This window comes from Pseudomonas sp. PvP009 (assembly GCF_017832995.1).
GTDB classification, from domain to species: Bacteria; Pseudomonadota; Gammaproteobacteria; order Pseudomonadales; family Pseudomonadaceae; genus Aquipseudomonas; species Aquipseudomonas syringae.
The window spans coordinates 1,897,212-1,911,036 of the sequence record NZ_JAFIBG010000001.1 but is presented as its reverse complement, the minus strand read 5'-3'; the positions used below and the strand labels follow the sequence as shown (position 1 = coordinate 1,911,036).

Genomic DNA, 13,825 nt, shown 5'->3' with positions numbered 1-13,825 from the left:
GCCAAAGATGGTTTTCAGGCGTTCTGGCGACGGCAACTGCAGGATTCTGCGGCCTCCGGCTGGGCGGCTTCAGCTTCAGACTCAACCACCTCAACCACCTCATCCACGGCCAACCACCAGGTCAGACCGCGACACGGGTACTGCACATAGAACGGCTGGCCCATCATCGGCGTAGTGATCGAGACATTCTGCTCCCAAGCCAGAGCCAGAATGCGATCGAACGGCTCGTGCCAGGCATGCATCGACAGGTCGAAGGTGCCATTGTGGATCGGCAGCAACCAGCGACCGCGCAGGTCCAGGTGCGCCTGCAGCGTCTGCTCGGGCTGCATGTGCACATCGGGCCACTCGACGTTGTAGGCGCCGGTTTCCATCAGGGTCAGGTCAAACGGTCCGTATTGCTCGCCGATGGTTTTAAAGCCATCGAAGTAACCGCTGTCGCCACTGAAGAAGATCCGCTGATCGCCATCGATCATCACCCAGGACGCCCACAAGGTGCGGTTGCTGTCGAGCAGCGTGCGCCCGGAGAAATGCTGTGAGGGTGTGGCGACGAACTCGATTCCCGCCACCTCGGTGGACTGCCACCAGTCCAGTTGATGCACCTTGTGCGCAGGCACGCCCCACTCGATCAACGTATCGCCCACGCCAAGCGGCGCCAGAAAATGCTCGGTCTTTTCGGTCAGCGCCTTGATCGCCATGCGATCGAGGTGGTCGTAATGGTTGTGCGAAAGGATCACCGCTGTGATCGGTGGCAATTCTTCGAGGCTGATCGGCGGCTGATGAAAGCGCTGCGGGCCCGCCCACTGCACGGGCGAGGCACGCTCGGCAAACACGGGGTCGGTCAGCCAGAACTGGTCGCGCAGTTTGAGCAGAACGGTCGAGTGCCCCAGGCGGTACACCGTATTGTTCGGTGCAGCCAGCAATTGCTGACGCGACAGCGGCTGTACCGGAATGTCGCCTGCCGGGCGTGTGTCCTCGGGCTTGTTGAACGCTTGATCCCAGAAAATACCGAGCGTGCGCAGCAGGCTCGATGGCTTCATGGTGGCGTGATTGCGGTATCGCCCTTCGTGACGGGACAAGACAGGCAGTGAAGAAGAGTCCTTTTTCTGATGCGTCGAGGCCATGGTTCGCTGACTCCTGGGGGCAGGTTGAGGCTCCAGCCGTGCATACTTCGTACGTGATCCTGTTGCAGGATGTCCGAGGGAAAATATGTAACAGTGTTTTACACTACACGGTGTAGTTTTAAGGTTGCATGATCCTTGGCGACAAGTAAACTGCTGAGTGTAATTTTCTCTAAACGCACGTTTGAAGCGAACCTATGACCGAACCCATGCGCCTCACCGATCAGAAACGCGAATCCATCGTCCAGGCGGCTATCGCCGAATTCGGCGATCGTGGCTTCGAGATCACCAGCATGGACCGGATCGCCGCGCGGGCCGAGGTTTCCAAACGCACGGTCTATAACCACTTCCCCAGCAAGGAAGAACTGTTCGCCGAGATGCTGCAGCGCCTCTGGAGCTGCGCCCCGCCGCAGGCCGAAGTGGTTTTTCATCCGCAGATCGGCTTGCGCGAGCAGTTGCGGGAATTGCTCTGGGGCAAGATGCGCAACCTGACCAACAGTCACTTCCTCGACCTGGCCCGCGTGGTGGTTGGCGCGACCATTCACTCGCCCGAGCGGGCGCAGGTGTGGATGGCGCGGATCAATGAACGAGAAGAAACCTTCAGTGCCTGGATTCGCGCCGCGCAGAAGGACGGCCGTCTGAAACCGGTCGACCCGGCCTTTGCCGCGACGCAAATGCATGCGTTGCTCAAGTCGTTCGCGTTCTGGCCGCAGGTGACCTTCAGTGCGGCATTGCTTACCCCCGAGGAGCAGCACACGGTGGTCGAATCGACGCTGGACATGTTTCTCGGCTGGTACGAAATAGCCCGCTGAAGCAGCCGGACACGTTATTTTCAGTCGAGCACAACGCCCCGGCACTCGCCGAAGCCAATCGAGACGTGCCCTTCGCGATGACAACGGGCACGCAGAATCACCTCGTCGCCCCGCTGCAGGAACATTCGCGTTTCGCCATTAGGCAAGGTCACCGGTTGCTTGCCGCCTGCGGTCATCTCCAGCAGGCTGCCGTACTGACCTTCCTGGGGGCCGGACAACGTACCGGTGCCGAGCAGGTCTCCCGGTTGCAACTTGCAGCCGTTGACGCTGTGATGCGCAACCATCTGCGCCACTGTCCAGTACATGTTCAGCGCGTTGCTCAGACCTAACCGATGAGGCGCCAGCCCGTCGGCTTTCATCTGTGCAGTCAGCAGCAGCACTTCCAGCTCGATATCCAGCGCCCCGCGCTGCTGATCGTGGTCATCCAGCAGATACGCCAACGGTTGCGGATCGCCTTCCGGACGCGGCGGTTGCGCGCGACGAAACGGCTCAAGTGCTTCGGAGGTTACCACCCAGGGCGAGATCGTCGTGGCAAAGCTCTTGGACAGAAACGGTCCCAATGGTTGGTATTCCCATGCCTGTATGTCACGCGCCGACCAGTCGTTGAGCAGGCACAACCCGGCGATGTGTTCGGCAGCCTGATCGATCCCGATGGCCTCGCCCTGGGCATTCCCCGGCCCGATCCAGACCCCCAACTCCAGCTCGTAATCGAGGCGTTTGCAGGGACCGAAAACGGGAACCTCCTGGCCTGGCACCAGGGTTTGCCCGTTGGGCCGCCGCACCGTCGTACCGGAGGGACACAAGGTCGACGCTCTGCCGTGATAGCCGATCGGCACGTACTTGTAGTTGGGCAGCAGTGGGTTGTCCGGGCGGAACAGCTTGCCGACATTCAGTGCATGATGAATACCGACGTAAAAGTCCGAGTAATCACCCACCCGAGCCGGCATGTGCAACGTGCACTCGCTCATCGGCAGCAACAAACCGCCAACGCCCTGTAGCCTGTCACGCTGTGGACTGTTTTCATCGAGCAACTGCAACAAGGCGGCGCGCAACGCCCGTCGGGCAGCGGCACCCAGCGCAAGAAAATCATTGAGCTGGTCGCGGCTGGCAATTTCAGCTACTTCGGCGGCCTGCCCCTGAAACACCCCGGACTCTGTTGCCACGCGCAGATCGAAAATCCTGTCGCCGATGGCCACCCCACCACGCGGAGCGGTCTGGCCATGGCTGAACACGCCAATCGGCAGGTTCTGCAGGGGGAAATCGGCATGCCCGTTGGCAGATTCGACCCAGCTACGACGATTGAGCGCGGTAGTCATCAGCGTGGCTCCTGGGTAAACGTCCTGGCCATGTCCTTCCAGCAGGCATCGTAATCGGTTTGCAGTTGCGGGCAGTCGAGCGCGTGACGACTGGGGCGCAACACCTTGCCGGTCTCGAACATGAAGGCCATGGTGTTGTCGATCCTGTGCGGTTTCAGCTCGGCGGCAATGGCCTTTTCGGCGGTGACATTATCGGGGCCATGCGCACTCATGCAATTGTGCAGCGAAGCGCCACCGGGCATGAAGCCTTCGGCTTTGGCATCGTACGCGCCGTCGATCAGGCCCATGAATTCATTCATCAGATTGCGGTGGAACCACGGCGGGCGGAAGGTGTTTTCCGCCACCATCCAGCGCGGCGGAAAAATCACGAAATCGATATTGGCCTGGCCGTGAATAGCCCCCGGTGAGGTCAACACGGTGAAAATCGACGGGTCCGGGTGATCGTAGCTGACCGTCCCGAGGGTGTTGAAACGCCGCAGGTCGTATTTGTACGGAACGTTGTTGCCGTGCCAGCCCACCACGTCGAACGGTGAATGCTCCAGTTGCGTCGACCACAGTTCGCCGAGGAACTTCTGCACCAGTTGCATTGGCTGGCGACTGTCTTCGAACCAGGCGACCGGGCTCAGAAAATCACGTGAATTAGCCAGCCCGTTGCTGCCGATCGGGCCCAGTTCCGGGAGGCGCAAGGCGCAACCGTGATTCTCGCAGAGGTACCCACGAGCGCTGCTGTCGAGCAGTTGGACGCAGAACTTCAAACCTCGCGGCAAGACGGCGATTTCCAGGGGTTCGATGTCCAGCAAGCCCAGTTCGGTGACGATTCTGAGTCGGCCCTGCTGCGGCACCACCAGCCATTCGCCATCCGCACTAAAGAACGCTCGCTGCATGGAGGTGTTGGCGGTGTACAGGTAAACGCTGACACCCTCGGCCTGCTCCGCCGCCGAGGTGCTGGCGAGGGGGATGAGACCGTCGATGAAATCAGTCGGTGCCGCCGGGATGTCGAAGGCATTCCAGCGCAACCGATTGGGGTTGATCGGCCCCTGCTCCTGACCGGCGATCTGCCGATCCATGCGCTGATAACGCGGATGGGCTGCCGATGGCTTGATCCGATACAGCCAGGTACGTCGGGCTTCACTGCGCGCGACCGTAAAAGCGGTGCCCGAGAACTGCTCGGCATACAGACCCAGCGGATGCTTCTGCGGCGAATTCTGGCCAACGGGCAGCGCACCGGGCAGCGCCTCGCTGCTGAACTGGTTGCCGAAGCCCGACTGATAAACCAATGCGTCGGAACTGGAGTGGATAGCCATCTGGACCTCTTGTTGTCATGGGGTCGGGCAGAGACAGGACGAAACATTATTTTACGTAAAGCGATTACGCATAACGTAATTTGAGTTTGCCAGCCGGTCAAGCTATAAAGCTGCCTTTCCCGATCGGCGCACAACACCCCATGACCCAGCAAACCGAAAGCCCCGCAGGCGGACGCCCGCAAAAGGTCCAGGCCGCCGAAGTCGGGCTGGGCGTGCTCAAGGCGCTCGCTGAACTCTCCCCTGCCACGTCCCTGTCGAGACTGGCCGAACACCTGGGCATGCCCGCCAGCAAGGTCCATCGTTATCTGCAGGCGCTGATTGCCAGTGGCTTTGCCGAACAGGATGCTGTCAACAATCACTATGGGCTGGGGCGCGAGGCGTTGCAGGTCGGGCTGGCCTCGCTCGGCAAGCTGGATGTCCTCAAAGTGTCGGCCCCCTGGCTGGCCAGCTTGCGCGACGAGTTGAATCAGACCTGCTTTCTGGCGGTATGGGGCAACAAGGGGCCGACCGTGGTGTACGTCGAGCCCTCGATGGGTGCGGTGACGCTGGTCACGCAGATCGGTTCGGTGCTGCCGCTGCTCGGCTCGTCCACCGGCCTGGTGTTCGACAGTTTTCTGAACGGGCGCGAAACCGCAGCGCTTCGCGAGCAGGAAGTGCCGTTGCTGAGCGCCAGCCAGTTGCGTGAGGTCGAGCAGCATGTCGAGCAGATTCGCACCACTGGCGTGCACCAGATTCAGGGCTTGCTGATGCCGGGTATCAACGCAGCCTCGTCACCGCTATTCGCCATGGGTAACAAGCTGGTGGGCGTGATCACGGTCGTCGGACCGGGATCGGTGTTGAACGACGAGACGCAGAGTCTGGCGGCCAGAAGGCTTTTGCAAACGGCGGTGACAATCAGCGAGCGCATGGGAGGTAGCCGTCCGTCAGACTGACGTTGCGCCTGCGGCGACATACGTTGGTTTGCCGAACATATTGATAGCAACCCTGTGCAGGTACAGATCCATGACGCTCGACTATCGAGTGGACGCTGTGGATACCCTGGCAAAATGACTATCTGCTTGCCACCCTTGAATCAAGCGACCTTCGACACGGTTACGCCCTTTGGTTTTGGCCAGGTAAAGGAGTCGATCCGCTTCCTCCAGCGCAGCAGTATGCCGATTCTTCTCTGCCGCGTTGACCGCCACCACGCCCGAGCTGATGCTCAGCCTGCCCAGCGGGCTGGACGAGTGCTCGATACAACTGGCTTCAATGGATGATCTGATTTTTTCCGCAAGTTTCAGCGCCCCTGCCAGGCCGGTTTCAGGCAACAGAATGACAAACTCTTCGCCGCCGTAACGTGCAGCCATATCCCCAGACCGGTCGAGACTGTTGCCAATCAGCCCCGCCACTTGCCTCAGGCAGTCGTCACCCTGCAGATGGCCGTAGGTGTCGTTGTATTGTTTGAACCAGTCGATATCCAGCAAAATAATTGCGATGGTTGCATCATTCCGGCTCGCCCGCCCCCACTCCTGCTGCAAGGCCGTATCGAAGCAACGTCGATTGGCCAGGTGCGTCAGGCTGTCCGTGTGAGCGATGATCTCCAGGTCGTTCCTGGCGATATTCAGTTCACCCTCCGCCGTGATCAACTGCTGGATTTGCCGGTACAACAGCACGCCCAGAAAGACCAGCGCCAGGATAATGATGCCGGTGATGGTCATGGACCGCTGTGCATAGGCCCACCAGGGCGCGAACACATGCTGACTGGAGATACCGGCAGCGGCGACGATGGGCAATCCGGACACGCGCCGATAGGCGTATACCCTTTCCACCCCATCCACCACGGAGTTGATCACTGCGGTGCCGCTGTCGCTGTACGGCAGATAGCGCGTGAAGATATCGCCCTTGGCTACATTGGTGGTCATCAGTGCGGTTAAGGTGGGCCGCCGCGCAAGCAGGTCGCCATTATTCAGAGCGAGGAAGATCACACCCTTGTCGTCTACATCCATACGCTGGAAAAACGCCTGGAAATAAGCCACCGGCACGGTGGCGAGTGCAACGCCTGCAAAACTGCCATCCGCCGCATTGATACGCCGACTGACCGGGATGACCATGTCCCCTGTATTGCGGCTTTCAACAATGGACCCTACATGAATGGACGGGTCAGGGTTGTCGCGGTGGTAGATGAAGTAAGCACGGTCTTCGTTGTTGCGGGTCTGCACGCCCTTGGCAAAGGAGTTGGCGACCCAGTTGCCTTGAGCATCGTAGATGAACAGCCCCTGAAGCCCTTTGACGTTGACCAGGTCTTGAGCCATCAGTCTGGTCAAGCGGCTTTGCTGCTCGCCTGCGGCGCCATCCTGCTCAACACGCTCGGCAAGGTCACGCAGCGTATTGTCAGCCTGCTGCAGGGTGTCCTGAGCCTGCTGTTCAGCAGCAAGCACGATATTGGACACCGCAATCCTGGCAGTGGCGACGCGCTCGAGCTTGGATTGGTTCATCTGCCAGGCGGTGGCCAGGATCAACGATAGACAGACCAGGGCAATGAAACCGATCAACGCCTTGCTGAGCGCCGAAGGTGCAAGCCTCGTCGAAATAGAGAAAAGCCGCTGCATAGGGTCGTCATCAAATTGGCAGTGAAAACCGCTATGCAGTTTCCATACCCTTGCGACGCCAAACCTGAACACTTCGTTACGACCGGGTAATACTGGCCTTAGTTGGATCCATACCCGCCACGCTAGTTGCTCGAGAAGTTGTTACAGGTATCCGGCTTTTTGACGATATAGCTTCTAAGCTGCCTTGGACAGCTATCGAGACGCTACCGCAAGAGGTGCTGCATGTATCTGACTTTCCTTTTCCGGCGTGGCGCAAGCGCATGCTGGCAGGGTACCTCCACCGGTGCCGACACAGCGGCGTTACCCATCGATCGCTTCGTGTCTCGCGTGCGATCAGCGTTTAGCGATGGCCTCAAATGAATAGTTACCCAGTCGGCGATGATGACGAAGAACGTATTCGTATCTTGAATGCCTTTTCGCTGATGGATACCCCACCTGAGCACGAATACGATCAGATCGTGCAAATGGCATCGCGGATTTTCGATGTGCCCATTGTTCTGATTTCTCTGGTTCATCGAGACCGGCAATTCTTCAAGGCGCGCGTTGGCCTCGATGTCTGCGAAACGGGCCGCGACGTTTCATTCTGCAATTTTGCGCTCATGGGCCGTAACGTTTTTCTGGTGCCTGATGCATTGCAGGATGAGCGGTTCAGCTCAAACGCCTTGGTAGTCGGCGCTCCCCATATTCGCTTTTATGCCGGGGCGCCGCTGATAACCGCCAGCGGTCATGTGCTGGGCAGCCTGTGCCTGATCGACAATAAACCTCGGGAGACTTTCTCGGAGCGAGATCAGCTGGTTCTCCAGGACCTGGCGGTCATGGTCATCGAGAGAATGGAGTTGCGTCGGCTCACGCTCGAGAATGAAGACAGCCATACCCGCTTCATGAATATCACCTCGACTTCACCCGACGCGATCATCTGCTCGGACAGCAAAAACCGGATCATCTCATGGAACAACTCGGCCGAACTCATTTTCGGGCATCGATCCGAGGACGCCATGGGCAAGCCTCTCGACATCATTATTCCGCCCGAAATGCGCTCCAGGCACCATGCAGGTTTATCGAGGGTTGCTGCGGGTGGCCCGGCCTCCATTATCGGAAAATCCATCAACCTGACGGCCATCCATCGCGACGGTCACACCCTCCCCATTGAGCTCTCGCTCTCACAATGGACGTATGCCGGCGAGCCACAATTCGGAGCGATCATTCGGGACATCACCCAGCGTGTCGAGGCGGACAAATTACTCAAGCATGCGGCCGAATACGATCACCTGACCGGGCTTGCCAATCGATCGACACTCAAAAGGCGGATCAAGGAGGCGTGCGACGCGCAGCTGTCAGCAGCCATCCTGCTGATCGATCTGGACGGCTTCAAGGACGTCAACGACACGTTGGGCCACGCTGCAGGTGATTTTGTGCTCAAGGTGACCTCTCACCGTCTTCGCGAACACGTACCGGCCTGCCATATGGTCTCGCGTCTGGGCGGCGATGAGTTTGTCGTGTTCCTGTCCGACACCGCAGACCCTGAAAGGGCGATCAAGCTGGGCCTGACGCTCATCGCGGTCATCGAGGAACCGATAGAGTTTGAAGACAATTCAATCTACATCGGCGCCAGCATCGGCGTCTCCGTAAGGTCTGGCGCTGATTACGACGATGAGCAAATGCTCGGCAATGCGGATCTGGCGCTCTACCAGGCCAAGTCTGACGGACGCTCCCTGGTTCGCACCTTCACCTCCGAGCATCGACAGACCGCTTCAAGAAGAGGAGCGCTCAGCTCATCGATGCGTCAGGCATGGGCCAACAAAGAGTTCGAGCTTTACTACCAACCTCAGGTACGACTTGCGGATGGTCGTATCACCGGAGCCGAAGCCCTTATACGCTGGAACCATCCGACACTGGGCGTCGTGTCCCCGGCGGTTTTTCTGCCCGCACTGGAAGCAGGCCTGCTTGCGGTGCCGGTGGGCGAATGGATACTGCGTTCAGCCTGTGAGCAGGCAGCGAAATGGCGAAATACCGGCTGCGAGGAATTCCGCATCGGCGTCAACCTGTTCGCTGCGCAGTTTCGCATGCGCGACTTTGCCGAAATGGTTGAAAGTGCGCTTGAAGACTTTTCCTTGCCTGCACACTCACTCGAACTGGAGATCACGGAAAACATCATCTTGCGAAACGAGCAGCGCATTATGGAACCGCTGCGTCACCTTCGCTCGTTGGGTGTGGGCATCGCGTTCGACGATTTCGGTACCGGCTATGCGTCCCTGAGCCTGCTGAAAGACTATCCGGTGACACGACTGAAGATTGACCGCTCATTCGTAAGTGGCGTAGAGCGCAGCAAAAAAGATGAAGTCATCGTCGAGGCCGTTGTCAGGCTGGCAAACGGCTTCAATCTTCAGGTCACGGCAGAAGGCATAGAAACCCGTGAGCAGGAAAGTCTGATGCGCCATTATGTATGCGACGAAGGCCAAGGCTATCTGTATGGTCGCCCCATGCCGGCGCATGACTTCACCGAGCGCTATATCTCTTCTCACAACCGGCAAGCTGACGTTCTCAAGCACAAATGACTCAGAACGAGCCTGGGCAGGCTCGTCTGATCGCGCAAGACGGACGCTTTTTATGATTGCTCAGTCCGGCGTCAGGACACCACGCTGAATCTGGTCGCGTTCGATGGATTCAAACAGTGCCTTGAAGTTGCCTTCGCCAAACCCGTCATCGCCTTTGCGCTGAATGAATTCGAAAAACACCGGGCCCATCAGCGTTGCGGAGAATATCTGCAACAGCAAACGACGCTCGCCCCCTTCGGAAGAACCATCGAGCAGAATACCGCGTGACTTGAGCTCGGCCTCCGGCTCACCGTGATCGGGCAGGCGGCCTTGCAGCATCTCGTAGTAGGTGTCGGGTGGCGCGGTCATGAAGCGCATGCCGGTTGCTTTCAGCGCGTCCCAGGTCTTGATCAGGTCATCGGTAAAGAACGCCACGTGCTGAATGCCTTCGCCATTGAACTGCATCAAAAACTCTTCGATCTGACCCGCGCCCCTGGACGACTCTTCGTTCAGCGGAATGCGGATCATGCCGTCCGGGGCGGTCATGGCTTTGGAGGTCAGGCCGGTGTATTCGCCCTTGATGTCGAAGTAACGCAGCTCGCGGAAATTGAACAGCTTTTCATAGAAACCGGCCCAATACGCCATGCGTCCGCGGTACACGTTGTGGGTCAGGTGATCGATGAATTTCAGACCGGCACCGACCGGATGGCGGTCAACGCCTTCGATGAAGTTGAAATCGATGTCGTAGATCGACGTGCCCTCGCCGAAGCGGTCGATCAGATACAACGGCGCGCCACCGATGCCCTTGATCGCGGGCAGGCGCAATTCCATGGGCCCGGTAGCGATTTCCAGCGGTTGTGCGCCCAGTTCCAGTGCCCGGTTATAGGCCTTCTGCGCATCTTTCACGCGGAACGCCATACCGCATACCGAAGGACCATGCTCGGCGGCAAAGTAAGATGCCAGGCTGTGCGGTTCGTTGTTGAGGATCAGGTTGATCGCCCCCTGACGAAACAGGGACACGTCCTTGGAGCGGTGCGTTGCGACTTTGGTGAAGCCCATCATCTGGAACACAGGCTCAAGGCTGTTGGGCGTCGGTGATGCGAATTCGATGAATTCAAAGCCCATCAGGCCCATGGGGTTTTCGTAGAGATCAGCCATGACTGGCTCCTTGCAGGAAAGTGAGAGTGGGTAACCCTGGCAATCACTGTCCTGCGGGCGGCGCACACGGGATGCCTCGCACGCTGCGTGCGAGAAAATCACCGAATATCAGTTGCAGACCAAGAATCTTCATGAGGGCAGCCTACTCCGGCTTATCCGATTGTGCATCAGGGTGTGCCTGGTAAAAGACCGAGGGCTGCCGGGCCAGATGCTCGACCCGCTGAATACGCACGAATGCAGTCGGGCCTACGCGGTAACGATGCGCTGCGTACAACTGGGGTAGCAGGTAAATATTCGCATGGATGCGGTGTTTTTTATTTTCGTAAACCTATTACGTCATGCGTAAATTGCGGGATCGGACCCTCGCTGTCAACTCAAGCCTCGCAGCGAATGAGCTAGGATGCATTAACCCGACAAAAACAACCCAGGGTGGCTTGATGAACATTCTGTACGACGAACGCATCGACGGCGTGCTGCCCGCCGTCGACAAGCAGCTGCTGTTGCAGGCGCTGCAACAGCAGTTGCCCGACCTGGACATCCTGCATCGTCCCGAAGAGCTGCGGCCTTATGAGTGCGACGGGTTGTCGGCCTATCGCACCACACCGATGCTGGTGGCATTGCCGCGGCATGTGGAAGAAGTACAGACGCTGCTCAGGCTGTGCCACGCACGTCGCGTACCGGTGGTCGCTCGCGGGGCGGGCACCGGGCTGTCGGGAGGCGCGTTGCCGCTGGAAAAAGGCGTGCTGCTGGTCATGGCGCGTTTTAACCAGATCCTCGATATAGATCCCTCCGCGCGCTTGGCGCGGGTTCAGCCCGGCGTGCGCAACCTGGCCATTTCCCAGGCGGCAGCGCCCCACGGCCTGTATTACGCGCCGGACCCGTCCTCGCAAATCGCGTGCTCCATCGGCGGCAATGTGGCGGAAAATGCCGGTGGCGTGCATTGCCTCAAATACGGGCTGACCGTGCATAACCTGCTCAAGGTCGAGATCCTGACGGTGGAAGGCGAGCCGATGACGCTGGGCAGCGACACGCTGGACTCGCCGGGCTTCGACCTGCTGGCACTGTTCACCGGCTCCGAAGGCATGCTCGGCGTCATTACCGAAGTCACGGTCAAGCTGTTGCCCAGACCACAAGTGGCCAAGGTGCTGCTGGCGGCGTTCGATTCAGTGGAAAAGGCCGGGCGCGCGGTGGCCGATATCATCGCCGCGGGCATCATCCCCGGCGGGCTGGAGATGATGGACAATCTGGCGATTCGTGCCGCCGAGGATTTCATTCACGCAGGCTACCCGGTCGATGCCGAAGCCATCCTGCTCTGTGAACTGGACGGCGTGGAAGCCGATGTACATGCCGACTGCGAACGGGTTAGCGAGGTGTTGACACTGGCAGGCGCTACCGAAGTGCGCCAGGCCAAAGACGAAGCCGAACGGGTCCGCTTCTGGGCCGGGCGCAAAAACGCTTTCCCGGCCGTGGGTCGCCTGTCGCCGGACTACTACTGCATGGACGGGACCATCCCACGCCGTGAGTTGCCGGGCGTATTGCGCAGCATCAGGGAGCTATCCGAGCAATACGGCTTGCGCGTCGCCAACGTGTTTCATGCGGGCGATGGCAACATGCATCCGCTGATCCTGTTCGATGCCAATCAACCGGGTGAGCTGGAGCGCGCCGAGGCACTGGGCGGCAAAATCCTCGAGCTGTGCGTCAAGGTCGGCGGCAGCATTACCGGCGAGCACGGTGTCGGTCGCGAGAAGATCAATCAGATGTGCGCCCAGTTCAATAGCGACGAGCTGACCTTCTTCCATGCCATCAAGGCGGCATTCGACGCCAGTGGCCTGCTCAACCCCGGCAAGAACATCCCGACCCTGCATCGCTGCGCGGAATTTGGTGCCATGCACATCCACGCCGGGCAATTGCCGTTCCCCGACCTGGAGCGTTTCTGATGAGCACGATGGACAACGACGTCAGCCAGGCACTGCTCGAGCGGGTCAATCAGGCGCTGCGTGACGAAACGCCGTTACGTATTCAGGGCGGCAACAGCAAGGCTTCTCTCGGTCGTGAAACCGCTGGCGAAATACTCGATACCCGCGAGCACCGTGGCATCGTCAGTTATGACCCGACAGAACTGGTGATCACTGCACGCGCCGGCACGCCATTGAACGAACTGATGCAGACGCTGGATGCCGCAGGCCAGATGTTGCCTTGCGAACCGCCCGACTTCGGCGCCGCGACGCTCGGCGGCATGGTCGCTGCGGGACTCTCGGGACCGCGCCGGCCGTGGAGCGGATCGGTGCGTGATTTCGTGCTGGGCACACGGGTCATCACCGGTCTTGGCAAACACCTGCGTTTCGGCGGAGAAGTCATGAAGAACGTTGCAGGTTATGACGTTTCACGCCTGATGGCAGGCAGTTTCGGCTGCCTGGGGCTGCTGACCGAGGTGTCGCTCAAGGTGCTGCCCAAACCACGTCTGTGCAGCAGCATCGCACTGGAAATGGACAGCGCGCTGGCCTTGGCGCGCCTTGCCGAGTGGGGTCAGCAACCGATACCGATCAGCGCGGCCAGCCATGATGGCCACGTATTGCGCCTGCGCCTGGAAGGCGGCGAAGGTTCAGTGGCCGCAGCCCGGGACCGGCTCGGCGGCGAGCTGCTCGATGCCGCGTACTGGCAACAGTTGAATGCGCACCGCCTGCCCTTCTTCGATGACCCGCGGCCCCTGTGGCGGCTCTGTGTACCTGCTGACAGCCGCCTGCCGGATCTGCCGGGCGAGCAGTTGATCGACTGGGGTGGCGCGCAACGCTGGCTCAAGTCGGATGCTGACGGACAAACCATCAGAGCGATCACTATGGCGGTTGGCGGCCATGCGACCTGCTACAGCCAAGGCGTCGTCGACAGCCCGTTTGAACCGTTGGCCGCACCTGTGCTGCGCTACCATCAGGCACTCAAGACCCGACTCGACCCGCAGGGGATTTTCAACCCCGGTCGACTGTACGCGGAGCTTTGA

General features: G+C 59.6%; 10 protein-coding genes and 1 pseudogene. 5 read left to right on the top strand and 6 right to left on the bottom strand.

Annotation, left to right across the window (positions count from 1 at the left end):
• Positions 1 to 14: 14 nt before the first annotated feature.
• Entirely contained in the window at positions 15 to 1,121 is a 1,107-nt protein-coding gene (locus tag JOE29_RS08500) for an MBL fold metallo-hydrolase (protein WP_210079356.1), read from the bottom strand.
• Positions 1,122 to 1,315: 194 nt separating this feature from the next.
• On the opposite strand from JOE29_RS08500, the gene JOE29_RS08495 reads away from it, so the two are divergent.
• On the top strand, positions 1,316 to 1,930 hold the full coding sequence (locus tag JOE29_RS08495) for a TetR/AcrR family transcriptional regulator (RefSeq protein ID WP_003315845.1): 615 nt from the start codon (positions 1,316 to 1,318) through the stop codon (positions 1,928 to 1,930).
• A 20-nt stretch (positions 1,931 to 1,950) separates the two neighbouring features.
• Here JOE29_RS08495 and fahA read toward each other — a convergent pair whose 3' ends face one another.
• Both fahA and hmgA read right to left on the bottom strand, forming a co-directional pair.
• Positions 1,951 to 3,246 (bottom strand): fumarylacetoacetase, encoded by a 1,296-nt coding sequence (fahA, locus tag JOE29_RS08490; RefSeq protein WP_099315491.1) that lies wholly within the window; start codon positions 3,244 to 3,246, stop codon positions 1,951 to 1,953.
• Positions 3,246 to 4,550, bottom strand: coding sequence for a homogentisate 1,2-dioxygenase (gene hmgA, locus JOE29_RS08485; protein WP_210079354.1), 1,305 nt, complete (start codon positions 4,548 to 4,550; stop codon positions 3,246 to 3,248). The genes fahA and hmgA overlap by 1 nt, the downstream gene beginning before the upstream one ends.
• 140 nt (positions 4,551 to 4,690) lie before the next feature.
• Here hmgA and JOE29_RS08480 point away from each other — a divergent pair, with 140 nt between their 5' ends.
• Complete coding sequence (locus tag JOE29_RS08480) at positions 4,691 to 5,482, top strand: IclR family transcriptional regulator (protein WP_099315493.1); 792 nt, start codon at positions 4,691 to 4,693, stop codon at positions 5,480 to 5,482.
• An 81-nt stretch (positions 5,483 to 5,563) separates the two neighbouring features.
• On the opposite strand, the gene JOE29_RS08475 is transcribed toward JOE29_RS08480, so the two are convergent.
• On the bottom strand, positions 5,564 to 7,138 hold the full coding sequence (locus tag JOE29_RS08475; RefSeq protein WP_210079352.1) for a sensor domain-containing diguanylate cyclase: 1,575 nt from the start codon (positions 7,136 to 7,138) through the stop codon (positions 5,564 to 5,566).
• Positions 7,139 to 7,494: 356 nt separating this feature from the next.
• Between JOE29_RS08475 and JOE29_RS08470 the strand changes: the two genes are divergently transcribed.
• Positions 7,495 to 9,693, top strand: a complete 2,199-nt coding sequence (locus tag JOE29_RS08470; RefSeq protein ID WP_074954598.1) for an EAL domain-containing protein — start codon at positions 7,495 to 7,497, stop codon at positions 9,691 to 9,693.
• A 60-nt stretch (positions 9,694 to 9,753) separates the two neighbouring features.
• On the opposite strand, the gene hppD is transcribed toward JOE29_RS08470, so the two are convergent.
• Together hppD and JOE29_RS25410 are read right to left on the bottom strand one after the other, a co-directional pair.
• Positions 9,754 to 10,830: a 4-hydroxyphenylpyruvate dioxygenase gene (hppD, locus tag JOE29_RS08465; protein WP_003315852.1), complete on the bottom strand. Its 1,077-nt coding sequence runs from the start codon at positions 10,828 to 10,830 to the stop codon at positions 9,754 to 9,756.
• Between the two features lie 142 nt (positions 10,831 to 10,972).
• A pseudogene (locus tag JOE29_RS25410) lies at positions 10,973 to 11,128 on the bottom strand (maleylacetoacetate isomerase); the annotation flags it as partial.
• A 139-nt stretch (positions 11,129 to 11,267) separates the two neighbouring features.
• On the opposite strand from JOE29_RS25410, the gene glcD reads away from it, so the two are divergent.
• Both glcD and glcE read left to right on the top strand, forming a co-directional pair.
• Entirely contained in the window at positions 11,268 to 12,767 is a 1,500-nt protein-coding gene (gene glcD / locus JOE29_RS08460) for a glycolate oxidase subunit GlcD (RefSeq protein ID WP_024684012.1), read from the top strand.
• Entirely contained in the window at positions 12,767 to 13,825 is a 1,059-nt protein-coding gene (glcE, locus tag JOE29_RS08455; protein WP_058447199.1) for a glycolate oxidase subunit GlcE, read from the top strand. Before glcD ends, glcE begins: the two co-directional genes overlap by 1 nt.

Bases quoted from the DNA above. Each gene is read 5' to 3' on its own strand.
- JOE29_RS08500 (WP_210079356.1), bottom strand. From the start codon at position 1,121: ATGGCCTCGACGCATCAGAAAAAGGACTCTTCTTCACTGCCTGTCTTG.
- JOE29_RS08495 (WP_003315845.1), top strand. From the start codon at position 1,316: ATGACCGAACCCATGCGCCTCACCGATCAGAAACGCGAATCCATCGTC.
- fahA (WP_099315491.1), bottom strand. From the start codon at position 3,246: ATGACTACCGCGCTCAATCGTCGTAGCTGGGTCGAATCTGCCAACGGG.
- hmgA (WP_210079354.1), bottom strand. From the start codon at position 4,550: ATGGCTATCCACTCCAGTTCCGACGCATTGGTTTATCAGTCGGGCTTC.
- JOE29_RS08480 (WP_099315493.1), top strand. From the start codon at position 4,691: ATGACCCAGCAAACCGAAAGCCCCGCAGGCGGACGCCCGCAAAAGGTC.
- JOE29_RS08475 (WP_210079352.1), bottom strand. From the start codon at position 7,138: ATGCAGCGGCTTTTCTCTATTTCGACGAGGCTTGCACCTTCGGCGCTC.
- JOE29_RS08470 (WP_074954598.1), top strand. From the start codon at position 7,495: ATGAATAGTTACCCAGTCGGCGATGATGACGAAGAACGTATTCGTATC.
- hppD (WP_003315852.1), bottom strand. From the start codon at position 10,830: ATGGCTGATCTCTACGAAAACCCCATGGGCCTGATGGGCTTTGAATTC.
- glcD (WP_024684012.1), top strand. From the start codon at position 11,268: ATGAACATTCTGTACGACGAACGCATCGACGGCGTGCTGCCCGCCGTC.
- glcE (WP_058447199.1), top strand. From the start codon at position 12,767: ATGAGCACGATGGACAACGACGTCAGCCAGGCACTGCTCGAGCGGGTC.